Here is a 24,416-nt window from a genome sequence, read left to right on the forward strand (position 1 = left end):
TATCGATTTTGAGTTCAAAGATATACCAGATATGAGCGCCTTGAACACAATTGATCTAATTCTGTTTGGATGAACCGATGGAAAAAAACCTGTTTCGCTTCATCTGGAGGTATAGCGCACGTCAGCAGATATTCATTATCTTCGTTACGCTTCTGACCTACCCGGTCATCTATTTTCTGCTTGAACTCCCGAAGTTGATCGTCAACGACGCCGTTCAGGGCAACAATTTTCCACGCACAATACTTGGCCTCGATTTCGACCAGATCCCCTACCTGGTATTGCTGTGTCTGACCTTTCTCACCCTTGTGGTGGTTTCCAACGGGCTGAAGTTCTTTTTGAACGTCTACAAGGGCCGGCTGGGCGAACGGATGCTGCGGCGCCTGCGATTCGAGCTGTTCCAAAGGGTGCTGCGATTCCGCCTGCCGCATTTCCGGAAGGTGAGCTCGGGCGAAATCATCCCGATGATCACTTCGGAGGTGGAAGATGTCGGCGGCTATATCGGCGAGGCCTTCGCGCTTCCGGCCTATCAGGGCGGCATGCTTCTGGTCCAGCTCGGCTTCATCTTCATGCAGGATCCCCTTCTGGGTCTGGCCGCGATCAGCTCCTATCCGATCCAGGGGTATGTCATCCCGATGCTGCAAAAGAAGGTCGTTCTTTTGTCCCGCGCCCGGGTCCGCAACATCCGCGTGGTCGCCGACAAGGTCGGGGAGAGCATCACAGGGGTCGCGGAGATCCATTCCAACGATGCGGCGGCCTGGCACTCGGCGGATATTGCCGACCGGCTCTATGAGAATTTCAGGATCCGCTACGAGATCTTCAATCGGAAGTTCTTCATCAAGTTCCTGAACAACTTCATGAACCAGCTTACGCCGTTCTTCTTCTATCTGATCGGCGGTTACCTCGTGATCGAAGGCAACCTGAGCATCGGTGCGCTGCTTGCCGTGATTGCTGCCTACAAGGATCTGGCGGGCCCCTGGAAGGAACTCCTGTCGTTTTACCAGATGACCGCGGACGTCAGCGTCAAGTACCAGACGGTCGTGGAAAACTTCGATCCGCCGGACATCCACGACGTCTCCAGGCTGACCTCGGACGACAAGGTCGAACTGAGCGGCGACCTGACCTTCGAGCACGTCAGTTTTTCCGGTGGAGCCGCCGGACAGGAAGTCCTCGACGTTTCGCTCACCATTCCGGCGGGAACGTCTTGCGCGATGGTCGGGCCGGATGGCTCCGGCCGGTCCGAAGTGCTGCAGCTTGCAGCGGGACTGGTGTCGGCCTCCAGCGGCAAGATCTGCATCGGCACGCACGATCTGGACAAGCTGACGGATTCGACGCTCGGCCGGGAAATCACCTATGTCGGCGGGGCGGTGCATATCTGGACCGGAACGATCCGCGACAACCTGTACTACGGACTGCGCCACCGGCCGCTTTCGTCTCCCGAGCGGGAGGGCGAGGACCTCAAGGCATACAAGCGGCAGATCGCCGAGGCTAAGGAAACGCGCAATCCGATCTACGATCTCGCGGCGGAGTGGAACGACCTTGAAGCCGCCGGTGCCGACAGCACCGAAGCGCTCGACAACAAGGCACTGGAGCTGCTCGAGGCCGTCCACATCGACAAGGACATCTATCGCCTCGGTCTTCAGTCGCGTTTCGACCCGTCGTTGAACGACGCTTTTGCCGAAAAGATCCTGAACGTCCGGAAGAAGGTTGCCGGAAGGATCGCGGAAGAACCGGTGATCAGCGGGCTGGTGGAACTCTGGCACCCGGACAGGTTCAACCCCAGTGCGAGCCTCGCGGAAAACGTCTTCTTCGCGGTCCCGGCTACCCCCGAGATCACCATGGACCAGGTTCCGGATCTCCCGGAAGTCAAGGCCTTCCTGTCCGAAACGGGATTCGACGGCAAGCTGAAGCAGATCGGCCTGCGCATTGCCGAGACCATGCTTGAACTGTTCTCCAACGTGTCCGGCGACAGCGGCCTTCTGGGTACCTATTCGTTTATCAATCAGGATGAATTGCCTGAGTTCGAGAGGATCGTCCGGATTGCGAAATCCGATCAGCAGAAATCGGGACCGAACGATGCCGATTGCGCCAAATTGATGGGGCTCGCCTTCAAGCTGGTGCCCGCCCGCCACAGGCTGGGTGTCATGACCGACGAGTTGAAAGCCGAGGTCATCGAGGTCCGAAAGCGTTTCCTGGAGAGCGTCGTCAAGACCAGCGACCGTTTCGTTGCCTTCGATCCGGATGTCTATCTGCCGCCGCTGACAATTGAAGACAATCTTCTGTTCGGCCGCGCGCGCGTCGACCGCCGGGACGCGCGGCGGAGGATCGATGATGTCATCAGAACGATCGTCGAAGAAACAGGCCTGCGCAAACCGATCATATTCGCCGGCTTCCACTATCACGTAGGTGTGTCCGGTTCACGGCTGTCGGCGGGACAAAGGCGCAAGATTGCACTGGTTCGCGGTTTGCTGAAGAATGCCAAGATTACGATCCTGGACGACATTGCGACCAGCACCTCTGCAGAAGACAAGGAACTGCGGGCGGGCCTGAGGCAGATTTTACAAGACAAGACCTTTTTGTTCGGTACTTCTAGCAATGAGATTGCCACCGAGTTCGATCAACGTTTTATTTTGGATCAGGGACGTGTTTCAGACAAGGAATAGAAACATGGCGATGAAATTGGCGAAGCCACGGGACGGAGGGACCTGCTTGAGGGCCACGATTGACCCGTTCCGGGAGCCGCGAGAGCTTGGAGGCCGTCATGGCACTGGAAACTGAAGTCGAAGCGCTGCGAAAGGTTTCGCTGTTTCGCGGCATAGATGAAACCAAGCTGCGCCTTCTTGCCTTCATCAGCGACCGGACCGAATACCGCGAGGGTGAGCGTCTTTGCTCGCAGGGCGAAGAGGGAGACAGCGCCTTTATCATTCTGTCAGGGTCCGCGAACGTTATGGTGCACACGGACGAAGGCGAAAAAAAGGTTGCCGAGGTTGCCGAGAATTCGATCGTCGGGGAAATCTCCATTCTGTGCGACGTGCCCAGAACCGCGACACTGGTTGCGGCCAACGACATGGATGTTCTGACGGTTTCCAAGGACGACTTCTTGAAACTCTTGAAAGAATTTCCCGATATTTCATTGGAGGTCATGCGGACATTGGCGACGCGCCTGGAACGGACAACCCGCGACCTTGCGGATGCGCGCCAGAGCGTGTCTTAACCACATGGCAGGACGTGTTTCTATTTGACCAGACCAGGGCGGGTTGAGCGCTGACGAAAGCTTAAACCGTCGGAGTTGCGTTCACAGGAAAAACCAGATGGTTCGGGGAGTAACTTGTGGCAGATGAATTCTCGCTTCGTTGCTGGGGAGTACGGGGGTCGACACCGACACCGGGCTCAAGCACGCTGAGATATGGCGGTGAAACAACCTGTTTTGAAATTCAGGCGGGAGATGCCCTGGTTCTGGTCGACTGCGGTTCTGGCGCGCGAAACCTCGGAACGGAATTGTGCAAAAGCGGCCCCCGTTCCTTCGATCTCTTGTTCACTCACACGCATCTGGACCACATCTGCGGGCTTCCCTTTTTCAAGCCCGCCTACGATCCCCGTTTCGCGGTGACGGCCTGGGCCGGCCATTTCCAGGACGGCACCAGCCTCGTCGACATCGTCAGCCGGATCATGTCGCCACCGATTTTTCCCGTTGCCGCCAAGACCCTCAAGGCCGTCGAATTTCGCTCTTTCACGGCAGGAGATATCATTCCGCGCGCGGACGATCTGGTCATCCGGACGACGCGTCTGAACCATCCCGGCGGCGCTTGCGGCTATCGGTTCGATTATCGCGGCAAGTCGATCTGCATCATCACGGACCATGAGCACGGCGACCCGGAAGTCGACGCCGCACTGCCGGAGTTCGTGCGTGGCGCGGATGTCATGATCTACGATGCCATGTTCACCGACGCGGAATACCAGGGCTTCAAGGGCTGGGGCCATTCGACGTGGCAAAAGGCGGTGCAACTGGCCAGGGAAGGCAATGTCAAGACGCCGGTCCTGTTCCATCACGATCCGCGCCGGTCCGACGATGAACTCGATGAGATCGGTCTTGCAGCCGAGAATGCCTATCCCGGAACCCTGATTGCCAGTGAAGGCATGATCCTGCGTCCCTGAGCGATGCCCGGTGGCAATGAAAAAGGGCGGCTATTAAAAAAATGGCGGCCTAAACGACCGCCGAAAAAACCAACATAGCTAAAAAATTTATCGTACGCCTGATGCAGGAATGCGGGAATCCCTATTGCGCATCCGGAATTCAGCGAACGCGCCTTGAACTGAGTGACGCAGAAAGCTGACTGAGCGATCACGTTATGATTATCGGACGTATACATTAATTGCATGGTTCATTTGCACTATATCCGTGTAAAAGTGCCATCCTGAAGCTTTTTGTTATGAATGATTGGAATGTCATTTTTGACAGAACGCCTGTTTCAATGGATCAAGTCGTCTCACATTCACGCGCTCCGTGTTGCGCATTCGACACCGAACGGCGAAACTCCGCTCAGCATTTTCTTCCGGGTTATCATGAGCACCTATCGCGACAAACTGCGCTACATCGTCAATGGCGGGCCGCCGGAACGTGGCATCCCGGACCGGGTGCGCAGCGAAATACGGGCCCGTGAAGCGACATCGGAGCGCCTGATCGGCTGGGTGCAGCTGGCGCTGGTGCTGTTTTTCTCGACGCTATACGCGATCGCGCCACGCGCGGAAGGGTCTTCCGGGTTCAACTTTGTCCCGATCGCGCTTGGAACCTACTTTCTCTTCACGGTCCTGCGGCTGGTTCTGTCTTACAGGTTCGAGTTGCCGCGTTGGTACCTGCTGGTTTCGATCGGCGTGGACATGGCGCTCCTGGTGGGCCTGATCTTTTCCTTTCATATTCAGTACGGACAGCACCCGACCTTTTATCTGAAAACGCCCACGCTGATGTATGTGTTCATCTTCATCGGCTTGAGAGCGCTCAGATTCGACCCGCGCTTCGTTCTGACCACCGGTCTTGTTGCCGTGGCCGGCTGGCTGGGTCTGGTGTTTTATGCCGCGTTCGCCGACATGGACCAAATGCGGGTGACCCGGAACTATGTCGAATACCTGACCGGCAACACCATTCTGATCGGCGCGGAACTGGACAAGACCATGGTGATCCTCGCGGTTACCGTCATTCTTTCCGTCGCGCTATATCGGGGGCGCTCGATGTTGTTCGAAGCCACCAGGGACCACGCGGCGGCTTCCGACCTGCGGCGGTTCTTCGCCCCCGAAGTCGCGGCCTCGATCACGGAAGCGCATCAGGAATTGCAGGCCGGGGAGGGCAGCCAGCGCGAGGCCGCCATCCTCTACGCCGACATCCGTTCCTTTACAGCGACATCCGCGGTGCTTCCACCGGAGACAGTGCTCGCCGTACTGGCCGAATACCAGAACCTCGCTTCCGAGATTATCAATCAGGAAGGCGGCCGCATCGACAAATTTCTCGGCGACGGCATCCTGGCGACCTTCGGCGCGGTGCACCCCTCGGCCACTTACGCCGCCGACGCGCTCCGGGCGGCATCCCGGCTGGTCGAAGGCGTTTCCTCGGAACAGGGCCGTTTTCTGAACGCCGGTTGGCCCGGACCGCTCAGAATTGGAACCGCAGTGGCGGCCGGGCCGGTAACCGTTGGCGTGATCGGATCGAAAAACCGGCTCGAATTCACCGTGATCGGCGACGCGGTCAACCGGGCGGCCAAGCTGGAAGACGCCAACAAGACCCAGAAAACCGCCGCGTTGACAGACAGGTCCACCTGGGATCTTGCCTGTCGGCAGGATTGCTCGGTCCCGATGATCGAGCTGCGGCCCCGGTCTCAAGTGGCTGGTGTCAGCCACACGGTCGATCTCGTGGTCTTTGCCTGCTGACCGCTGCCGGGCCGGGAACGCCCGCGTCCCGCGGGGATCCACACACCCTCGGCCGGGCCTGATTGCACGTGTGGTTTCGCCGGGGGGAGATCGTCTGCAGCCTGGGGAAAATCCTTGACCGGCGCGGGAAACTCGGCCACCTTGACAACCCTGTTGACCTATTCGTCAAAAAGAAAGATTAAGTCCATTATTTTCAATGGATTGCATGTTGTGGGAGGCTTCTTTGAAACTCGATTCATCTGTGAGTGCCGTGGTGACCGGCGGAGCGTCGGGACTCGGCGCGGCAACGGCCAAAATGCTTGCGGCAGAAGGCGTGAAAGTGACGTTGTTCGACCGGAACGCGGCTCAGGGGGAGACGGTCGCCTCGGAAATCGGCGGTGTCTTCGCCGAAGTGGACGTGACCGACCAGGCAAGCGTCGAAGCCGGTTTCGAAAAGGCTCGGGCGGCACATGGCCAGGAACGCATTCTGGTCAATTGCGCGGGGATCGCTCCGGTCGCGAAAACGACGTCGCGCGGCGAACCGCACCCCATGGACATGTTTGAAAAGGTGATCGCGGTGAACCTTGTCGGGTCCTTCCGCTGCATTTCGATTGCCGCGACGGGCATGTCGGCGCTGGATCCCGTGACCGGCGACGGTGGCCGGGGCGTGATTGTTTCCACGGCGTCCGTGGCGGCCTTTGACGGACAGATCGGCCAGGTGGCCTACGCCGCGTCCAAGGCCGGGATTGCAGGCATGACCTTGCCGGTTGCCCGGGATCTTTCCAAGTCCGGTATCCGGGTGATGACGATCGCCCCTGGAATTTTCGAAACGCCGATGCTTCTGGGTCTGTCGCAAGAGGTGCAGGATTCTCTCGGCCAGCAGGTTCCATTCCCCTCGCGGCTCGGCAAGGCGGACGAATATGCGCGGCTCGTCAAATCCATTTGCGATAACGACATGCTGAACGGAGAGACCATCCGTCTTGACGGAGCGATCCGCATGGCGCCCAGGTAAGGCCAGCCACAGTCTTTTGTGGCCCGCTCCGGCCAGCCGGACGGCGCAGCGCGCCCTACCGGCAAGCCGGACCGGGCCGGCACATGGAAGCCTGTTGGTTTCGCTTGGCTGAAGACCCTGAAGCAGGTGGATCGAGAGGCTTGGCCGCGTGCGGGCTGGCTCCGCACTTTTTTAGAGAGATTGCACGTCCGCGCTTTCCATTCCATGCAAGGTCGGTTACTGGAAAAGTCCGTTACCTCCCTTACGTCATGGAGCGGCAATGTCTGTGAAAATGCACGAACTTGCGCCACACCATCTGCCTTATTTCATTCCCCTGGCCGATGGCAGCGACCCGATGATGCGCAATGTGCTCATTGCGCTCATCATCCTGATTATCCTCATCGGAACTTTTTACCTTTATCTGCACTCGTTGCCCGAACGCCTGGCGCATAAGCACGGCCGGATACAATTCGAGCTCGTCGCCGTCCTTGGCCTTTTGGCACTGTTTACACACAATCAGATTTTCTGGGTCGCCGCGCTCGTTCTGGCTTTCATACAGCTGCCGGATTTCATGGCGCCACTCGAGAGCATCGCCAGTTCGGCGCGTAAGATTGCCTTCGGAGACACTGCTGGCGAGGCCCCTGAAAACGTGGCGCAAGAGGCCGAGGCGGAAATCGAAAGCGATACCGGTTCCGAAAACGCGAAGGCAAACGCCCAAGTCTCCGAACAGGAAACGGCGCGAGAACCAAAGATGCCAGCCGAAGTCCCCACGCAGGCTGAAGAGCGGAAGGATACCTGATGTTTGAAACGCTCTTCAGTGCGATGATCACGATCCTGCCGGATTATCTGTTTCGCAGATATGTTCAGGGCAAGCGTATAGGGCATGAAATAACCCTCTATTCGGTCTGGTTCGAGTTGCGCTACGGCATCGTTACCTGCCTCATGCTGACCATAACGCTGATCACGCTCATCTTCTATTTCCACCCCACGTCCACCGATGCGGTGTCCATGTTCCGCACGGTCGCAATTCTGCCGGAGGCGACAGGTCGCGTCGAAGAGGTTTTCGTTCCGCTGGAACTGGCGACCGAGGTCAAGGCGGGAGAGCCGATCTTCAGGCTGGACAGCAGTCGGCAGGAAGCCGATGTCCTGACGGCGAAACAGCAGGTGGAGGAAATCAAGGGCGAAATCGCCCTGGCCAAGGGAGAGCTGGCCGTCGCGACCGCGCAGGTTGACCAGGCCGAGGCGTCGCTCAAGCAGGCGCAGGATGAACTTGAAACCCGCCAGGACTTGTTTACCCGCAATGCGAATGTGGTCAGCGAGCGCGACATCGAAAAACTCCAGAACACCGTCGATTCCAGAACAGGCGGTCTGGAAGCGGCAAAAGCCAACAAGGAACTGGCTGAAACCAAGATCAACGTGGCCTTGCCGAGCAAGCTCAAAAGCGCGGAGGCAAGGCTTGCTGAGGCCGAAGTCGAACTCGAAAAAATGACCGTTTACGCGAAAGTCGATGGAACGGTCGCCCAGTTCGTTCTGCGGCCCGGAGAGATCGTAACGCCACTGATGCGGCCCGCTGGCATCATCATTCCGGCGGATTCCCTGCATCAGAGAATTTTGGCGGGCTTCGGTCAGGTCGAAGCGCAGGTTCTTAAAAAGGGCATGATCGCGGAGGCCTTCTGTCCGGCGGTTCCCTTCACGATCATTCCTCTTGTGATCACGGATGTTCAGGAGGAAATCGCATCCGGCCAAGTCAACCCGGGGAGCCGGCTTGCCGACGCCAGCGAGGCCTCGAAAACAGCGACAATAACCACGATCCTGGAGCCTCTCTATGAAGGTGGGCTCGACAAGCTGCCTCCTGGAGCGACCTGTACCGTCAATGCCTACACCAGCAATCACGAAAGGCTGAGTTCCGACGAGAACCTGTCCACCGCCCAGTTCGTGTTCCTACACGTTGTCGATACGGTTGGTCTGGTTCATGCGCTCATTTTGCGCAGTCAGGCCCTGCAATACCCGATCAAGACGCTGGTGCTGACGGGACACTGAATCTGGTACTCTTGAGTGCTGGCCGATTTCAATTGCAGCCTGCCGGATGACCCCGGCAGGTTGCCGGAACCGTCGCCTTTCCTCCAGGGGCTCGGGGAAAGCGAAGCGCGGCCCAGGCGTGGCAGAGCTATTCGGGAAGCTTCGTTAAAACCAGTGTTTTGGGGAGCACACGAACCGGCGTTCGGGCCTCGAATTTCCGCTTCACGGCGGAGGCATTGAACAAATGATGGAAAAGCCAATACGCTTCAGACGGGGCGCTCTGCGCTGCGACAAAAACGCCAGAAACTTCCGGTCCATCGTCGTAATTTCCGCAGCCTTCATCTTGATAAAATGCGCTAACGCAGCATTAGTAGGGGAGGATAGAGGGCGTGATTGTCATGAACATACGGCAGAAAGCGTTTTTGATAGATTTGCTTGAAGGCGTACCTTCAATTGCTTTTCTCATTTTTCTACGAAATGAGGCTGGATTGGAGTTGGCCGGCTGGATAGGCTCACTTGCAGCTCTATTGGCATTTGCCGCGCTCTACTTACTGAACTGCAAAAGCCATCCGGTTCTCTTGGGCGTAAACTTACACTTGCTGTTTGCAACACCCGTAATCATTGGCATTGATTACGCCGGTGCCACGCAGCTTGCGTCTTTCTTGGCAAGCCACGCTCACAAAGGGGTATTGTTGACGGTTTGCATTGTGGGTGTCCTGGAAACCATGTTCATGGCAGGCGGCTTTGTGGGCGCTCCTGATTTACCCAAAAAGACCATAACCAAGTACTCCCGCATGATGCTGGTGGTGGGATTGACAGGTGTGTGTTGGGCTTTTGGTACCGAGGCGAGCGCATTTATCGCGGTTCTCGTGTCATTGACTGCAATGATTGGACTGCGAAACTTCCTATTGGCTCGATGGCAAGACAACAATAGTGGCGCTGCCGCATTGTTCATCGGCTTGCCAATTTCCGGTCATGGTTCCGAAACGGCTGTATAAAAGTCAGACGAAATCAGTGTCATCTTCATTGCGCAATGCATGTGGCGGCAGCCGCTACCAAACTGCAATTCTTATGAGGGCCTGGCCACTCGCCGGGTCGGTTTGCCTTTTGAGACTGTCGCCGGTGGCAGCGCCGGTCAGCTGCGCTCGGCAGGCCAATAGCCGTTTTCGGCATTACGGGAGACAGCGATGGCGCGGACGTTCTTTGAACAGCAGGCGCTGCATGTGAGCTTGGCGCCAAGGTCGGAGACCTTCTGATCGCCCGCATATCGGCTTGACTTCATGTAGCGGAACCGACCGCAAGAATCGCAAAGAATGGCAAGCCTTCGATCACTCTCAAGGAGGTTGTCGATTGTGGGGTCGTCTGGTTCAAGAGAAGTATGAATGTTCATAATCTACGTTCTTGAGAAATCGAAATTAAGAACCTCTTAAAAAGGTCCGCGCTTACCGCCGAGATTAAAAATAATAACAGGAAACTCCCGAGAGTAAACATCAAAATAATTACATGATTGAGGAGTCATGTTCTGGAAATATATAGAAATAAAATTTAACACTGCCGAAAAAAGCGAATTATTTACGCTGGATATCATGGCAAATTTTGACAGGGAAGTTATTTGTTTTGCGGTGCGGTATGAGACGGTTCTCGATTTCTGCAAACCAAGCCTGTAAGAGAGAACCATGATGACGCTCTCTGGGACTTGGATTGACCTGTTCGGCTTGTCCGGACTTCTGAACCCGTTCGCTCTTATTATCGGAGCATACTTGGGGTGGCGGGCCGATCAGCCGCAAAAACTCTGGATTGCCGGTTTCGCGGCGGCAGCGCTTTCACTCATTCTGGAAACAGCGGTCGGTCTGGTGCATTTGCCGCAGCCGATTTCCCAGGATGCCGGCGCGCTGGCCATGTTCCCCTTCCGGTTTGCCGGCGGGTTTGTCGCCGCCAGTCTGGCATTATGGCTGAACACGCGCAGAAAGCAGAATTGACCAAAACGCGTTTTGCTCTGATACCGGATAACATGGATCGAGCGGCCTGGCCGTCTCAACACGTCGAGTTGAGAACTGGACGTTCCTGAAGTCTCTGTGTTTCCCGTCCGGCGAGGAAACGCGCCGAGGGTCAGTTATCCAGCCATTGCTTGAAGAGGTCGGCATTCGGGCATTTGTCCAATGGACCGTCCGCGCCCCCCTGATGATTTTCCAGCCATTTCCGGCATGCTTCGGTCTCGCGGCAAGAGACGCAACGCAAAGCCGCTGACCGCATTTCCATGTTGGCCTGGATACTGGCCGGTATCTTGTTCATCGCCCCGATTGTATCGAGCATGCGCCCCATGAGTTCGGCGCGTTCGGTGAGACGGTCCATCCAATTCACGTCGTGTCTCCTTTGTTCGGGACATTGAGTTCAACGCCCGCCTGTGACCTTTGATGCATTTCGGCGGCAGGCAGCAAGATGTCTGGTCCCTGTGTGAAAGCCAGCATGCGGTGTTCGTTGAGGGGTGACCTTGATCAGAGTCAACACTTCGCAAATACTGGGAATCCGGCCATACTCGGTGTTCAAAGGCTCTTATCAAATTCGCCCGGTCCGTTCCTTCCCGGGCAGGTTCTTCCGGCCAAGCGGTGTATCGGGTCTTTCAGGAGGCTCCCGCGTTGATCGGGTGCAGGAAATTGAAAACCTTGAATCGGCGGTTCGAAATAACCAATCGAGTCCGATGAGAGGTCCGTCGATCTGGAGGCGGCGTGATGGTCGAAACGGTGAACGCGCAGCCTCTGTTACAGGGCTTGGCCGGTAAGGGGGCCGGTCCCGGGCTTGAACCGGGTACGGAGCTCAAGGCAAAGGTCGAGGCCAACCTGCCCGGAGGTGTCGTCAGGCTCGCTTCGGGACAGGCAAGTCTCGACCTGCGCGTTCCCGCTCCGCTTCCCGTCGGAGCGGAAGTTTCAGTCACCGTCTCAGGGTCGAAGCAGCAGCCGACGATCCAGATCGCCATCGGGGAGCAGGCGGAACAGAGCGTCCGCCAGACAGCACAAACCCCGGCGCTTTCCGCGGCACGGCCTTCGGCGGAGGCGGTCGCCACGTCCGCGCAGGCCGTCCAGCCGGGTGGGCAGGGAGGTCTCGCTCATTCCTCACCCGCGCTGGCCCATCTCGTTCAGCCGCGCAGCGGTTCCGCGCTCCCCGCCGGACAGGGGGGAGGCGCGCCCGTGCATACGGTCCAGAGCGCGACCAATCCTCAGGGCAGCTCGAACGCGGGCGGAACGGGACAGGGGAGTCCGGGGCAAACGCCGGGCGCGTTGCAACGCCCGGCGCCTGCGCCGGAGCAAGGAACCGCTCGCCCACCGGGATATCTTCCGCCGGGTGCCGCGGAAAGGTCCGCCGGTCCGTCCCGGCAAGCCGTCGCCGGAGCCGCACCGGCCGCAACTCAGGCGGTTGGCTCGCAGAGGGTGACGACTGCGGCCAACGTGCCGCGAACGGGAGCCTTGGGCGCCGGTCAGTCCGTACCCGGTGCGCCGGCAACCGCGCCGCAAGCCGCCGGACAGGCCACCGTGCCGCCGGCGGCCACCGGCGCACCGGCACCGGCCGGCAGTTCACCGGCACAGACGCTTTCGGTTCCCGGCGCAGGCACAGGGCCGGCCGGCCAGACAACGGCGGTACCGCCTGCCGGCAGCCCGGCTGTGACGTCTGCGGGCCCCGGTACGCCAGTTGCTGGGCCCGTTGCTGCGCCAGCTTCCCTGCCAACCGCTGCGCCGTCACAGTCCGGTCAAACCCCGCTCGGTGTGAGGCCGGGTCAACCGGCGGCGGTCCAGCCTCAGGGCAACGCCTCCCATGCGGCGGAAGGCGAGCCGGGCCGCCCGCCCGAACCGCTTGCACAAGGTCAAGGAACAACTGGGCAACCGCCGAACACCGCACAGTCGAGACCTCTCCCGTCGGCTCAGAACAATGCCGTCTCGCAGGCGGGAGCGCAGTCCGCAAGTGTTTCTTCGCAAGGCCGGGCGATCCCTGCCCAGCCCTATGCGCCTGCCACCGGTTCGTCTCTGGCCTCTTCTGCCACAGGCGCCTCCGCCGCCACGCCGCCGAACGCCGCCCCGCAAAGCCCCCCGCAACAAGCCGCCGCACTGCTGCGTCAGCCGCTCGCCGAACAGCAAAGCGGTCTTGGCAGCCTGTTTACGCAGGTCGGAACGCTGATGAGCGCCCAGACGGGCGGAAAGGTAAACCTTCCCGACCCGGTGGTGAAAACCATGCAGCAGATCCTGGGGTTACGCCTGAATGCGGGCGCCCCCCTTTCCGGAGACACGCTCAAGGACGCCGTTCTGCAGTCCGGCCAGTTCCGCGAAGCGCAGATTGCGGGGCAGGGCGTGCGTGCGCCAACGGCCGGGGATTTGAAGTCCGTGCTCTTGTCCTTCAAGGCGCTGTTGCGCAATCTCGGTGCGGACGGCGAGGTCGCCCGGCCCGCCCACCAGCCCGCGATCCCGGCGCGCACCGGATCGCCCCAGGGCCAGGCCCAGCAAGCCGGGAGCGGCTTTTGGGCGGGAAGCGTGCCGGAGAACCTCCAGTCCCTGGCCAGGGAAACCGACGCGGCCCTGGCCAGGCTGCGCCTGACCCAACTGGCGAACGCCGGATTGAGCGGGGACGAAGGCGTCAAGACGGCCATGCGGCCGATGGATCTCGTGGTTGAACTGCCGCTGGCGCTTGGGCAGGAGACCGCGGTCCTGCAGATGCAGATCGGCCGGGATGGGAGCAACCGGAACGACGAAGAGGACGCGGTGCCTGCCTGGCGTCTGCGCTTCGCCCTGGACCTTACCGCAACCGGTCCGCTGGAGGCGGCCGTCAGCCTGCGCGGCGGTGGCACCTATGCCAGTCTCTGGATCGAGCGGAAGGAGACCTTTGACAACCTGAACGGCGTTCGCGAAACCATGGAGGCCGCCTTTGCCGATGCCGGGCTGGACCTGCAGGAACTGCGCCTCATCCGGGGCTTGCCGCCCAAAGCGGCTGCCCGGCACGGCGCGCTCGTCGACCGTCAATCATAGGGGAGGGGTCGGTGACCGACAAAAACAGGCCGGACAGGAAGCTGGCCGTTGCGCTGAAATACGACAACGAGGCAAGCCCGGTCGTCACCGCGAAAGGCGCCGGTTCGGTGGCCGAGCAGATCGAGAAACTGGCGCGCGAGGCCGGGGTGCCGATCGAGCAGAACCCGATGATGGCCGAGGCGCTGTCGCAGATCGAGCTGGACCAGGAGATCCCGGTGGAACTTTATCAGGCCGTCGCGGTGCTGATCGGTTTCATCATGCGCACCGGACGGGCCCAGCACCCCAAGGAATGAGCGGCAATCTTTTGAAAGCGGGTAGCGGAGGCAAGGAAATCCTTGCAGGCCGGGCAATTCCCGACTAGGTCATCTTTCTGCTGATAATTCGCACCGCAGCGGGAGCAGCCGGTATGCCTTCGCTGGACCGCGCGCACCCGAAACAACAGGATTCTTGATCAAAATGACGATTGTCGACGTACGCACACCCGATCCGAAGAAATTCATCAAGGGAGCGACCGGCGACTGGGAAATCGTGATCGGGATGGAAGTCCACGCCCAGGTCACTTCTGAAGCCAAGCTTTTCTCAGGCGCCTCGACCGAATTCGGCAAGGATCCGAACGACAATGTCAGCCTCGTCGATGCCGCCATGCCCGGCATGCTGCCGGTCATCAACGAAGAATGCGTCCGCCAGGCGATCCGCACCGGGCTCGGCCTCAAGGCGGAGATCAACCTGAAATCGGTGTTCGATCGCAAGAACTATTTCTATCCGGACCTGCCGCAGGGCTATCAGATTTCCCAGTTCAAGCAGCCGGTCGTCGGTGAGGGCAAGATCCTGCTCGACATGCCGGAAGAACAGGTTGAGATCGGTGTTGAGCGCCTGCACCTGGAGCAGGATGCCGGCAAGTCGCTTCACGACCAGCATCCGACCATGTCGTTTGTGGACCTGAACCGGTCCGGGGTGGCGCTGATGGAAATCGTCTCCAAGCCGGATCTCCGCTCGGCGGACGAAGCCAAGGCCTATCTGACCAAGCTCAGGACCATTCTGCGCTATCTCGGCACCTGCGACGGCAACATGGACCAGGGTTCCATGCGCGCCGACGTCAACGTCTCCGTGCGCCGGCCGGGTGGGGAATTCGGAACGCGCTGCGAAATCAAGAACGTCAACTCGATCCGTTTCGTCGGCCAGGCCATCGAGTATGAGGCCCGCCGCCAGGTGGGGATCCTCGAGGACGGCGGCGCGATCGATCAGGAAACCCGGCTGTTCGATTCCGTCAAGGGCGAAACCCGGTCGATGCGCTCCAAGGAAGAGGCGCATGATTACCGCTACTTCCCGGATCCGGACCTGCTGCCGCTGGAGTTCACGCAAGCCTTCGTCGACGATCTGGCTCAGCACTTGCCGGAATTGCCGGACGACAAGAAAGCCCGCTTCATAAGCGACTACGGGCTGACCGCCTACGATGCGGACATCCTGGTCGCCGAAAAAGCGTCTGCCGATTTCTTCGAGGAGGTCGCCGGGGGGCGCGATGCCAAGCTGGCCGCCAACTGGGTGATCAACGAACTTTTCGGCCGCCTTAACAAGGAAGGCAAGGATCTGGCGACCAGCCCGGTTTCCGCGGGCCAGCTCGGCGCCATTGTCGACCTGATCAAGGAAGGCGTCATCTCCGGCAAGATCGCCAAGGATCTCTTTGAGATCGTCTGGACCGAAGGCGGCGATCCGGCGAAGATCGTCGAAGAGCGTGGCATGAAGCAGGTCACCGATCTCGGCGCGATCGAGGCCATCGTCGATGAGATCATCGGCGCCAATCCGGAGAAGGTCGAACAGGCCAAGGCGAAACCCGGTCTGCTCGGCTGGTTCGTCGGCCAGGTCATGAAACAGTCCCAGGGCAAGGCCAACCCGCAGGCCGTGAGCGACATGCTCAAGCAGAAGATCGGACTGGAGTAAGCGTCGAAAGAGCAAGGGACCGGAACCTGCCAGACTCCGGTGCCTTCACGTTTTTCAGGACGGAACTGCGAGGAAACCGACATGTCAGACGAACTCGCCAGCCTGCTCCTGGCTCTTGGTATCTTCTCCGTCGGTTTCGTCAGCATCGGACCGAATATCCTGTCGATTATCGGCACATCCATGGAACGCGGCCGTCGCTCAGGTGTGAAGCTGGCCCTCGGGATCGGCTGCGGCTCCGGTGTCTGGGCGGTTCTGACCGTTTCCGGACTGACGGCGTTGATCGCCGCCTATGCACATGCAATCACGGTTCTGAAGGTTTTCGGCGCACTCTATTTGCTTTGGTTGGCCGTCAGGGCGTTCCGTTCGGCTGCCAGATCGGGGACGGATGTCTCTGCCCGTCCGGCGAAGGGACATAACCTTCTGCTCCAGGGATTTGCCATTCAGATGACGAACCCGAAGGCGGCGCTCCACTGGGTCGCCATCGTCGGAATCGGACTTGGCGCGGATGCCCCGGCCTGGGCTGGCGCGGTGCTCGTGGCCGCCTGTACGGTAGTCTCGATTCTCGGACACGTCTTGTACGCGGTGACGTTTTCGACGCAGCCGGTCATCGGCTTTTACCGGCGTGGCAGGCGCTGGATCGACGCAGGCCTCGGCGTGTTCTTCTCCTTCGCAGCCTACAAGCTGGCAACTTTAAGGGCATGATTGGCTGGAGTTCCGGCTCGCCGGGTCTCAAATCGTTTTCGGCTGAAACTCCATTGACCTATGAAACTTCCGTCGAATGCGCTAAACGGCTGAGCGACGTTTCAGCAGTCTTCGGTCCAAATGACTACCGCCGCCAATTCCAGTCCCGTCAGAGTGCCCCTGTATGCCACGCCGCTCGGTGTCTGGGCGATTGTCGCGCTCTGGGGGCTGGCGCATCTGCTCTTGCGCGGTCTCAATACGCCGGTCCTCGGCACGGACGACATGTTCGAGAATGTGCTCGTGCAGACCCTGGAGCCGGGTTACATGCTGCGCCAGCCGCCGCTTTACGAATGGCTGCTGTGGTCCGCCCAGCAGGTTTTCGGGCCGACGATCTTCGCCGCGCTCTTCCTGAAATACGGCCTGGTCTCCCTGGCAGCGACATTCCTGTTCCTCGTTGCACGCAAGGCGATCCGGGACCCGCGCCTGGCGGCGCTCTGCGTCTTTTCCTATTCGCTCTATTACCAGTTCGGCTGGAACCTGCATGAAGGCGTGACCCACACGGTCGTGCTGACCACGGCCTGCGCGGCGAGCGCCTTCTTATTCCTCAAGGCGCTGGAGACCGGAAAGCTCGGCTTTTACGCCCTGTTCGGCCTGGTTGCCGGCGCCGGGCTACTCGGCAAGCATTCCTATCCGATCTTCGTTGTCGCGCTTCTGGCCGCCGCTCTCAGCGATTCCGTTTGGCGCGGACGGATCAGGATCACCGGACTGCTTGTGGTGCCGGTCGCCGCTGTCCTTGTCTACAGCCCCTATGCCTATTGGATCCTGACCGAGGGACTTGCGCTTTTCGCCTCCGTCTCCAGGACCATGGGCGTCAGCGCGGAGACTTCCCATCTGGCGCGGGCGGGTGAGGGGCTCGGTAGGCTCGCCTTCGGTCTCCTCGGCTTTTCCGTGCCCCTGGTGCCGCTTTTGGCACTCCTCTTCTGGCCGCGCTACCTGGGCCGCAAGGAGGCCGGGACCGCCCGCTTGAGCGACGCGGCGCGGCTGTGCGGACGCACGGTTCTGGCCATGATCCTGCTGACGGCGGTCATGATCGTCGTGACCGGCGCGACCTATGTCAAGGAACGGCACATGCATCCCCTGATGCTGCTCCTGCCGATCTTCCTCTTCGCCGACCTGGAACGCTTTTCGTTCCAGCGCCAATGGCGCTGGCTGGCGGCTCTGGTCGTGGCCTTTGCGGCAGTCGCCTTTCTGGCGCGCGTGCCGGCTCTTTTTGCGCCGGACCGCTTCTGGTGCGGCGGCAACTGCCGGCACATGAAGCCTTATGCGGATCTGAAAGCGCCACTTGCGGAATTGGGGGGCGCGGATGCCACGCTGATCGCCGATAATGGCTACACAGGCGGAAACCTCAGAATGCTCTTCCCCGGCGCAAGGGTTGTCACCAAGGCCATTCCGGCGAGGACGCCCCCCAGGGACAAATGCTTCTTCGTCTGGGAGGACGGGGAAAGGGAGCCGAAGCGCACCGCTGAAGAACGCTTTGAAAAACGTGGCTTCGGAGATCACGGCCGGCCGTTGTCCGCCCGCTATCTCACCGGTTCATGGCCCCATCTCTGGAAAGAGGAGGCCTGGCGGACGACCTGGTGGGGTGTGGCGGAGCTGGACCCGGGGGATCCGATTTGTCGGTAAAATTGTTGAGCAAGGCCGAGATGCAATCATGAATTATACCGCGAACTTTGAGCTTCTTCCGTCTGACCTGAAAGCCTACAAGTATTTGTGTGAAACCTATTCCAGGTATTTGGTGGGCCGCACAGATCCAGCTGAAATTAAGCGAGAAAGTCTCCGCCATAACGTCATCGTGTTCGTATTATGGGCAGGATTGGGGCTCCTGTGCAGCTACATGGTTCACCTGCTCGAAAATTGGGTAACTTTCGAGGGTAGCTTTACCAAATTGGCATTGCTGATTTCGTTTGTAGCTCTGCTTTTTCTCGGGGCCGGCGTCAGTACGCTGAAATCAAAACTTTGTGTATCAAGAACATGGAAATACATGTTTGAGCCATTTGAGGCGACGGCGGCTAGCGCAAAATTCGATGATCAAGGTTGCAGCTTCGAGAGTGAATATTCGCGGGGCCGGGTCAATTGGAGGGATAGCCAGGTCGCTGTCGGTCAGTGGCAGGACACATTGTGGATTGTCAGCCCTGCTCATAATTTCTTTGTGCCCCAGAGGGCCTTAAAAACCCCGATTTCCATTATTATTCAGGAGATCGAGGCAAAACGCCCAGCCATCTTCCCTGCTTGAACTCCGTATTTCCCAACCGGCACTTTACCGGCTTGATGAAAATCAGAAGAGTCACACACGTATGATCCCGCGCATCCGTATCGAGAAAGCCCGTCCTGAACATCTCCGCGAGATCGTCGCCATTATCAATGCCGGCGCGACCAGCGTGCGCCGGAACAGGGAATTCACCGACTGGCAGGACTACCGCCCGGCCTTCGATGCCCTGTGCGCGGCCCCTGAGGCCGACATTTACGTCGCGCTGACCGAGGCGGGTGATGTGATTGGGACATACCAGATCCATTTCCTGAAAGGCCTTGCGTTTCAGGGCCGTCCACGGGTCGAACTGGAAAGCGTTCATGTCCGGCCGGACCAGCGCGGTAACGGGGTCGGGCGTCTGATGATGGATCATGCCGAGGGTCTGGCCCGTGCGGGCAATGCCTGTCTGATCCAGCTTACCTCCAACAGGGAGCGGGAGGGATCACATGCCTTTTACCGGAGGCTCGGTTTCGACCAGAGCCATCTGGGCTACAAGAAGATGCTGGTTTGAAGTCAAGACATTTGCGAGGCGAAGATGACTGTAACGCAGGAAAAACCGATTGAGCTTTACTACTGGCCGACGCCGAACGGCTGGAAAGTCTCCATCATGCTGGAGGAACTCGGCGTTCCCTACGATCTCAAGCTGGTCAATATCGGCCAGGGTGATCAGTTCGATCCACATTTTCTGTCGTTTTCGCCGAACAACCGCATGCCCGCCATCATCGATCCGGAAGGGCCGGGTGGAGAACCGATAAGCGTCTTCGAATCCGGTGCGATCCTTCAGTATCTCGGCCGGAAATTCGGCAGGTTCTATCCGCAGGACGAGCGCAAGCGGGTGGAAACGGAGGAATGGCTGATGTGGCAGATGGGCGGCTTTGGCCCGATGCTGGGCCAGAATCACCATTTCCGCATCTACTCGCCGGAAAAACTGCCCTACGCCATGGAGCGCTACCTGAACGAAACCCACCGGCTCTACGGTGTGCTGAACAAGCGCCTCGAAGGGCGCGACTATGTGGCGGCCGGCGAGTACACGATCGCCGACATGGCCATTCTCGGCTGGGCGCAAAGCTGGGAACGCCAGGGCATGGACCTGGAGAAGGACTTTCCCGATGTGAAGGCCTGGAAGGAACGGCTGGAGACGCGCGAGGCGGTGCAAAAGGGATTGGCTTTGGCCCGCGAGGAACGCCAGAAGATGGCCCTCGACAAGGACAAAAATCAGCAGAGCGTCCTCTTTGGCCAAAGGGCGCGCTGATTTTCCGCCGGACGGAATTCAGGCAAGCTCCGCGAAAGACCTCCCACCGCTCCACCCTGGGCCTCTGCGCCACACAAACGGCCAGCGGATACGGTGGGAGAAACCAAATCACGACTGGATCTGGCGAAGGGACGCGCTATTTGTCCCGCGACCAGGTCTCGCCCTTGCACACAAGCCCGCCGAGCACGCAGCCTTCCAGCTTCAGCTTGTTGGCTGAGGTCAGTTCGATGAAGCCGGTGTAGGTCTTGCCGTCTTCGGCGTTATAGACCTTGCCCTTCCACTGGTTGGACTTCGATGTTGGCTGCATGGACCGGACGATCTGGACGCCCAGCAGAGGCCGGTCGCGTTTCGAGGCATCCGGGTTCTGGGTGTCGTTGCGCGGGGATTTCAGCCAGATGAGCTTGCCGCAAAGCGCGCTGCCGCAAGCCGCGATCCGGATTTTCGACGCCCCGTTCGGCCGGACCCAGTCCCCCTTGGCATCGGCGGCAAGAGACACCGTCCCGGACAGTAGTGTAAACGCGGCCGCACCGAAGGCAGCCGCCAGACTTGAGTTCAACATGTTTTCCTCCCAAAACGGACTACATTCCGTTTACGGAAACGGAATGTAGCGGGTCGGTCGACACCTGAAAAGCCGTGCCCCAACGTCAGGACGACAGGTTTTTGGTAAACGCACAGACCGGAATTCTGCCTCGGACAGGATGTCGGCGATCCCTCGGAGTGTCATTGCAGGCAGCGTGCCGCAGAGCGGCATCGCGTGAGATCGAACCAGACATCTGCGCTGGGTGCCGTAGGCATCAGGACTGATTTCGGTATTGAGCGCCTTCGGCGCGGACGATGTCCGGCTTCCGGATCCAGGGGCGGCTGACGCCTCATTTGCCCAGGATCACGGCCCGGCGTTCATCGACAGTCTGGAACTTGTCTCCAGCCGTGCGAAATATCTTCGGCCCGACCCTTAAAAAGAATCCATGGTGAATGAAACCTTGATCCGACTTGGTGAATTCTCTTACGAAATGATTGATCCAAAAGAATAATTCGGTTTCCTATGCTTACTGTATCGTAAATTTCAGACTTATTTAAAATTTTGTTCGCATTACGTTAAACCTGTCTCTTAACGAGCCTTTTAACTGCTGCTGATGAAGTAGATGTCAAGAAATCGCGGGGAAAGCTTCACTAAAGCTAGCGTTTCTAGATCAAGTAGCTGACCGGCTGAAACCGGTACGGCAACAGATCGGTCCCAAGGGAAACAGGGCGTCGTAGCGGGGAAAGACCTCGGACGTTTCTGGGGACGTCACAAGATCGCCGGATGTTCAATCGGAAACGATCGACCGTCCTCAGGGGGATCGACAGCAGAGTGGAAGAGCACGGCGGTTCAATAGACCGCGCGGTGTTCTGAAAAAGGTGAAAGGGGAGCATCATGGCTCGTTTTGAAATGCATTCGGCCGACATGGCCATCATGGGCGAAAAGCCCGTCAGCGCCGATATCCTGTTCCAGATGGGTCTGGACAGCGCCAGCGGCCGGCACGGCGACACGGATCTGATCACCGCGCACAAGTGGTTCAACATCGCCGCCCTGAAGGGCAACAAGGACGCAGCGCGTTACCGCAAGGAAATCTCCGGGGAAATGAGCCCGACCGAGATCGCCGAAGCACAGCGCTCCGCGCGCGAGTGGCTGTCCACCCATTGACGGGTCCAAAGGCTGCCGGCCGCACGGCACCTGAGCACCTCGTTTTTAACTGACGCGGCGGCGAACATTGCCGCCGCGTCCAGAAACCGAATTTCACAACACGCCCGTGACCTTCAATGTGTCGCGGCAAGCCCGAGTTCGTCCCATAGAGACCGCTCGACCGGGTCGCCGAGTGCGAATTCGAACCCGGTTACTCCCGTGCCGGTCTCGTCCAGCTGGCAGCGATAGGCGATCTCATACCAGAGACGATTGCTCCTGAACGCGGCCGCGGGCGCGACAACCGCATTTTCCTTTCTGAATGAATTTCTGATCGCATGGGGCACCAGCCGGGTTGGCCTGAAACCGGGATGGGCCCGCCTGACCTGTTCCATGGCCTCAAGCGCGCAAAGCTGTTCCCGGCGTTCCGCCTCCGACAGGGTTGCAAGCGCTGCGCGCGCCTGCGCGGAGCGGGGGGCGCCCAGAACCTCACCGGCATGAAAGCGGGTCGCCGTCACCCAGATGCGCTTCGGGGGAGCCGCATTCGTTTCCGGTCCCTTGCTTGGTGGATCGGCTTCAGACGGCTCCCGGCTCTCGGGGAGGGCGGCCAGGGCGTCCGGGGAGGCGGATAATGGCTGTTCCGCGGCCGGTGCGGGGATGGTGTTCACCTCAGGACTTTCTCCGGCCGCCCGGGTCAGATGCTCGAAGATGATGTCGACGGCAATCGGTTTGGGCCCTTTCAAGACAGCGCGATCGGTTGTGCTCATGTCCGTCAGCGCGGCGTAGAGGCTGAGGTGAATGAGAATGGCGCAGATCCAAGGAAACCTGCGGGCAATCAGCCGATGAATGCCTGCCGTCCCCTCATGCTCCATGATCTGCCCCGCACGGCCCTGCTACCTGGAGTGGACATTAGCGCGGAGCACTGTGTTGCTTTTGTGGTGCGCCAGGGAACTTCGATAAAAGAAGCGAATTGCACCGGAAGATCGCCAGAGATGGCACCCGTTTGCTTCTCATGGCAATTTCATCTAGGCGAAGAAAAGCAAGTCCATTGCGAAAGATCGGAGCCGGGGCGAGGGACCGCGCGTCGGGGCGGCGAAACCCCAGGCGGGGAAAACGCCCGGCAGACTAAAAAAACGCCTTGATCTTGCGGGCCTTGGCAACTAAACGGAACGAACCGGAGAGGTGGCCGAGTGGTCGAAGGCGCTCCCCTGCTAAGGGAGTAGGCGGGCAACCGTCTCGAGGGTTCGAATCCCTTCCTCTCCGCCACTTCCCCTCAAAATCCAATTGCCTCTTCCGGTCATCTGGCACTGGCTATCTTGGCGTGGAACCGTTCTTCGGCCTTCCAAGACGGTGACGGCCATGTCGGCGGGCTGGTCTCGTTCTCCAAGTCCATGCATCGGACATGAGTGTTGTGAATAAGGACACCGAGAGCCCACGGCCGCGCCTGCTTGCTGCTTTGTTGCAGGCGGGGCGTGATTTTCATTCGTGGTAAACTTGGATTTTGCCAGGGAAACGCGACGTCAATTAAGCTTAGATAATTTTCTTCTATTGTTTGGAAATAACCGGAAATATTTAAAATTTGACACATCTTGGAAAAGCAAATTATAGGAAATTAATACGTTAATTCTTCTAGGAATGCGATAAACATGGCGCTTTTTAGATATAAACTACTTTCGGTTGCTCTTCTGTCGGGGTTGCAGCTCACAACAAACGCATCCGCGATGACGGCCAGCTACACCAACAGCTACACCAATGTGGGCTCTACTGCGTCCTACGCGTCCAGTTTTTCCGACAGTTTCGATTTCAGCAATCTGGTCGCCAGCGCCGCCGCGGACGGGAACAGTCTGACCATCCTTTCCGCCAGCCTGAGCATTTCAGGCTATTCGGTTGAGGATGCCTCCACTTCCAGCTCCAGTTATTCCACCTGCAGCGGCACATTCTCCTATGGGGTCTGTTGGGGAGACACTGGTAGAGTCACCAAAAACTATATCGGCGACAGAACGAGCGACAGAGCCATTTTCTCCGGCGATGGCTGGTCGGTCAGCACGAATACGACATACACTCCGTCAACCCAATCGACGACAACGAGCGGGAATGATACGACAATCAACTACTACTATAATTATTTCGGAGACGTGAGTGCCAGCGGAATCGCTTCGGATACGGTGCTTGCGAATTTGAGCGACGGCGTTCTTGACTATGTCGTCTACTTGTATGGCGATTCCTTCTCGACGCTGTCGATCACGCTCGATCTTGAATACGAAACCGCGCCGATGGCGGTTCCCGTGCCGGAAAGCCTGCCTCTCGCTCTGACCGGACTAGCTGTTCTGGGGCTCGGCATGCGCCGCCGCCGGTCCAGGCACACGTCTGCCTGAACCGAAAAACCCGAGAAAATCAAAGGAAACAGGCCTTCTCATGTTCTGTAAAGGGCCTGCTGCACCTCATGAACAAAGCCTTGGAAAAGGCCTGATCTGAAGCGTGCCTGTTTCCGGCAAGGTGCCGAGCCAGTGTCGCGGGCCCGGCGCAAGTCCCCGAAAGTCTCGCGGCGAAGCGGTCTTCCTATCCGTCGAGGGCAGGAGTGGCGGCGCCCGGTAGCAGCGAAAAACAGCTTGATTGACCTCCATCAAAGGGGGCTGTTCCCGCCTCATGTACCATCAGCGCGA

22 protein-coding genes and 1 tRNA gene are annotated in these 24,416 nt (G+C 59.1%); 20 read left to right on the forward strand and 3 right to left on the reverse strand.

Annotated elements, in window-relative coordinates; all coding sequences use genetic code 11:
• Positions 1–77: 77 nt before the first annotated feature.
• The 9 genes from JF539_RS05295 (at position 78) to JF539_RS05335 (ending at position 10,884) form a co-directional block, all read left to right on the forward strand.
• Complete coding sequence (locus JF539_RS05295) at positions 78–2,660, forward strand: ABC transporter ATP-binding protein (RefSeq protein WP_207139283.1); 2,583 nt, start codon at positions 78–80, stop codon at positions 2,658–2,660.
• A gap of 98 nt (positions 2,661–2,758) precedes the next feature.
• Entirely contained in the window at positions 2,759–3,211 is a 453-nt protein-coding gene (locus JF539_RS05300) for a Crp/Fnr family transcriptional regulator (RefSeq protein WP_207139284.1), read from the forward strand.
• Between the two features lie 116 nt (positions 3,212–3,327).
• Positions 3,328–4,152, forward strand: coding sequence for an MBL fold metallo-hydrolase (locus JF539_RS05305; protein ID WP_207139285.1), 825 nt, complete (start codon positions 3,328–3,330; stop codon positions 4,150–4,152).
• Positions 4,153–4,440: 288 nt separating this feature from the next.
• Positions 4,441–5,916: an adenylate/guanylate cyclase domain-containing protein gene (locus JF539_RS05310; RefSeq protein ID WP_209017008.1), complete on the forward strand. Its 1,476-nt coding sequence runs from the start codon at positions 4,441–4,443 to the stop codon at positions 5,914–5,916.
• A 223-nt stretch (positions 5,917–6,139) separates the two neighbouring features.
• Positions 6,140–6,907 carry an SDR family NAD(P)-dependent oxidoreductase gene (locus JF539_RS05315; RefSeq protein ID WP_207139286.1) on the forward strand — a complete coding sequence of 256 codons (768 nt, stop codon included), beginning with the start codon at positions 6,140–6,142 and terminating at the stop codon, positions 6,905–6,907.
• Between the two features lie 259 nt (positions 6,908–7,166).
• A complete protein-coding gene (locus tag JF539_RS05320) occupies positions 7,167–7,685 on the forward strand; it encodes a hypothetical protein (protein ID WP_207139287.1) in 519 nt (172 codons plus the stop codon).
• The gene (locus JF539_RS05325; RefSeq protein WP_207139288.1) at positions 7,685–8,926 is read left to right on the forward strand and encodes an HlyD family secretion protein; all 1,242 of its coding nucleotides are present in this window, start codon (positions 7,685–7,687) and stop codon (positions 8,924–8,926) included. Before JF539_RS05320 ends, JF539_RS05325 begins: the two co-directional genes overlap by 1 nt.
• A gap of 368 nt (positions 8,927–9,294) precedes the next feature.
• Entirely contained in the window at positions 9,295–9,903 is a 609-nt protein-coding gene (locus JF539_RS05330) for a hypothetical protein (protein ID WP_207139289.1), read from the forward strand.
• A gap of 678 nt (positions 9,904–10,581) precedes the next feature.
• Positions 10,582–10,884: a phosphatidylglycerophosphatase gene (locus JF539_RS05335; protein ID WP_207139290.1), complete on the forward strand. Its 303-nt coding sequence runs from the start codon at positions 10,582–10,584 to the stop codon at positions 10,882–10,884.
• Between the two features lie 130 nt (positions 10,885–11,014).
• On the opposite strand, the gene JF539_RS05340 is transcribed toward JF539_RS05335, so the two are convergent.
• A complete protein-coding gene (locus tag JF539_RS05340) occupies positions 11,015–11,257 on the reverse strand; it encodes a DUF6455 family protein (protein WP_207140855.1) in 243 nt (80 codons plus the stop codon).
• A gap of 377 nt (positions 11,258–11,634) precedes the next feature.
• On the opposite strand from JF539_RS05340, the gene JF539_RS05345 reads away from it, so the two are divergent.
• From JF539_RS05345 to JF539_RS05380, 8 genes are all read left to right on the forward strand, one after another.
• On the forward strand, positions 11,635–13,914 hold the full coding sequence (locus tag JF539_RS05345; protein WP_207139291.1) for a flagellar hook-length control protein FliK: 2,280 nt from the start codon (positions 11,635–11,637) through the stop codon (positions 13,912–13,914).
• 11 nt (positions 13,915–13,925) lie between these two features.
• A complete protein-coding gene (locus JF539_RS05350; protein WP_207139292.1) occupies positions 13,926–14,207 on the forward strand; it encodes an EscU/YscU/HrcU family type III secretion system export apparatus switch protein in 282 nt (93 codons plus the stop codon).
• A gap of 163 nt (positions 14,208–14,370) precedes the next feature.
• Positions 14,371–15,852 carry an Asp-tRNA(Asn)/Glu-tRNA(Gln) amidotransferase subunit GatB gene (gene gatB / locus JF539_RS05355; protein ID WP_207139293.1) on the forward strand — a complete coding sequence of 494 codons (1,482 nt, stop codon included), beginning with the start codon at positions 14,371–14,373 and terminating at the stop codon, positions 15,850–15,852.
• 81 nt (positions 15,853–15,933) lie between these two features.
• The gene (locus JF539_RS05360) at positions 15,934–16,554 is read left to right on the forward strand and encodes a LysE family translocator (protein ID WP_207139294.1); all 621 of its coding nucleotides are present in this window, start codon (positions 15,934–15,936) and stop codon (positions 16,552–16,554) included.
• Between the two features lie 120 nt (positions 16,555–16,674).
• On the forward strand, positions 16,675–18,216 hold the full coding sequence (locus JF539_RS05365) for an ArnT family glycosyltransferase (RefSeq protein WP_207139295.1): 1,542 nt from the start codon (positions 16,675–16,677) through the stop codon (positions 18,214–18,216).
• Between the two features lie 28 nt (positions 18,217–18,244).
• Positions 18,245–18,826, forward strand: a complete 582-nt coding sequence (locus JF539_RS05370; protein WP_207139296.1) for a hypothetical protein — start codon at positions 18,245–18,247, stop codon at positions 18,824–18,826.
• A 61-nt stretch (positions 18,827–18,887) separates the two neighbouring features.
• Entirely contained in the window at positions 18,888–19,352 is a 465-nt protein-coding gene (locus JF539_RS05375; RefSeq protein WP_207139297.1) for a GNAT family N-acetyltransferase, read from the forward strand.
• Positions 19,353–19,376: 24 nt separating this feature from the next.
• Complete coding sequence (locus tag JF539_RS05380; protein WP_207139298.1) at positions 19,377–20,093, forward strand: glutathione S-transferase N-terminal domain-containing protein; 717 nt, start codon at positions 19,377–19,379, stop codon at positions 20,091–20,093.
• A gap of 136 nt (positions 20,094–20,229) precedes the next feature.
• Here the strand turns inward: JF539_RS05380 and JF539_RS05385 are convergent, their stop codons facing one another.
• The gene (locus tag JF539_RS05385; protein WP_207139299.1) at positions 20,230–20,652 is read right to left on the reverse strand and encodes a DUF2147 domain-containing protein; all 423 of its coding nucleotides are present in this window, start codon (positions 20,650–20,652) and stop codon (positions 20,230–20,232) included.
• 855 nt (positions 20,653–21,507) lie between these two features.
• On the opposite strand from JF539_RS05385, the gene JF539_RS05390 reads away from it, so the two are divergent.
• A complete protein-coding gene (locus tag JF539_RS05390; RefSeq protein ID WP_209017010.1) occupies positions 21,508–21,777 on the forward strand; it encodes a sel1 repeat family protein in 270 nt (89 codons plus the stop codon).
• Between the two features lie 113 nt (positions 21,778–21,890).
• Here JF539_RS05390 and JF539_RS05395 read toward each other — a convergent pair whose 3' ends face one another.
• The gene (locus tag JF539_RS05395) at positions 21,891–22,625 is read right to left on the reverse strand and encodes a DUF930 domain-containing protein (protein ID WP_207139300.1); all 735 of its coding nucleotides are present in this window, start codon (positions 22,623–22,625) and stop codon (positions 21,891–21,893) included.
• Positions 22,626–22,929: 304 nt separating this feature from the next.
• On the opposite strand from JF539_RS05395, the gene JF539_RS05400 reads away from it, so the two are divergent.
• Positions 22,930–23,019: transfer RNA gene (locus tag JF539_RS05400), tRNA-Ser, on the forward strand.
• A gap of 380 nt (positions 23,020–23,399) precedes the next feature.
• On the forward strand, positions 23,400–24,128 hold the full coding sequence (locus JF539_RS05405; RefSeq protein ID WP_207139301.1) for a VPLPA-CTERM sorting domain-containing protein: 729 nt from the start codon (positions 23,400–23,402) through the stop codon (positions 24,126–24,128).
• Positions 24,129–24,416: the final 288 nt, after the last annotated feature.

This window comes from Roseibium aggregatum (assembly GCF_017309185.1).
GTDB lineage: Bacteria > Pseudomonadota > Alphaproteobacteria > Rhizobiales > Stappiaceae > Roseibium > Roseibium aggregatum_B.

Bases quoted from the DNA above. Each gene is read 5' to 3' on its own strand.
- JF539_RS05340 (WP_207140855.1), bottom strand. From the start codon at position 11,257: ATGGACCGTCTCACCGAACGCGCCGAACTCATGGGGCGCATGCTCGAT.
- JF539_RS05395 (WP_207139300.1), bottom strand. From the start codon at position 22,625: ATGGAGCATGAGGGGACGGCAGGCATTCATCGGCTGATTGCCCGCAGG.
- JF539_RS05325 (WP_207139288.1), top strand. From the start codon at position 7,685: ATGTTTGAAACGCTCTTCAGTGCGATGATCACGATCCTGCCGGATTAT.
- JF539_RS05365 (WP_207139295.1), top strand. From the start codon at position 16,675: ATGACTACCGCCGCCAATTCCAGTCCCGTCAGAGTGCCCCTGTATGCC.
- JF539_RS05360 (WP_207139294.1), top strand. From the start codon at position 15,934: ATGTCAGACGAACTCGCCAGCCTGCTCCTGGCTCTTGGTATCTTCTCC.
- JF539_RS05370 (WP_207139296.1), top strand. From the start codon at position 18,245: ATGAATTATACCGCGAACTTTGAGCTTCTTCCGTCTGACCTGAAAGCC.
- JF539_RS05380 (WP_207139298.1), top strand. From the start codon at position 19,377: ATGACTGTAACGCAGGAAAAACCGATTGAGCTTTACTACTGGCCGACG.
- JF539_RS05300 (WP_207139284.1), top strand. From the start codon at position 2,759: ATGGCACTGGAAACTGAAGTCGAAGCGCTGCGAAAGGTTTCGCTGTTT.
- JF539_RS05405 (WP_207139301.1), top strand. From the start codon at position 23,400: ATGGCGCTTTTTAGATATAAACTACTTTCGGTTGCTCTTCTGTCGGGG.
- JF539_RS05385 (WP_207139299.1), bottom strand. From the start codon at position 20,652: ATGTTGAACTCAAGTCTGGCGGCTGCCTTCGGTGCGGCCGCGTTTACA.
- JF539_RS05375 (WP_207139297.1), top strand. From the start codon at position 18,888: ATGATCCCGCGCATCCGTATCGAGAAAGCCCGTCCTGAACATCTCCGC.
- JF539_RS05310 (WP_209017008.1), top strand. From the start codon at position 4,441: ATGTCATTTTTGACAGAACGCCTGTTTCAATGGATCAAGTCGTCTCAC.
- JF539_RS05345 (WP_207139291.1), top strand. From the start codon at position 11,635: ATGGTCGAAACGGTGAACGCGCAGCCTCTGTTACAGGGCTTGGCCGGT.
- JF539_RS05335 (WP_207139290.1), top strand. From the start codon at position 10,582: ATGATGACGCTCTCTGGGACTTGGATTGACCTGTTCGGCTTGTCCGGA.
- gatB (WP_207139293.1), top strand. From the start codon at position 14,371: ATGACGATTGTCGACGTACGCACACCCGATCCGAAGAAATTCATCAAG.
- JF539_RS05295 (WP_207139283.1), top strand. From the start codon at position 78: ATGGAAAAAAACCTGTTTCGCTTCATCTGGAGGTATAGCGCACGTCAG.
- JF539_RS05390 (WP_209017010.1), top strand. From the start codon at position 21,508: ATGGCTCGTTTTGAAATGCATTCGGCCGACATGGCCATCATGGGCGAA.
- JF539_RS05320 (WP_207139287.1), top strand. From the start codon at position 7,167: ATGTCTGTGAAAATGCACGAACTTGCGCCACACCATCTGCCTTATTTC.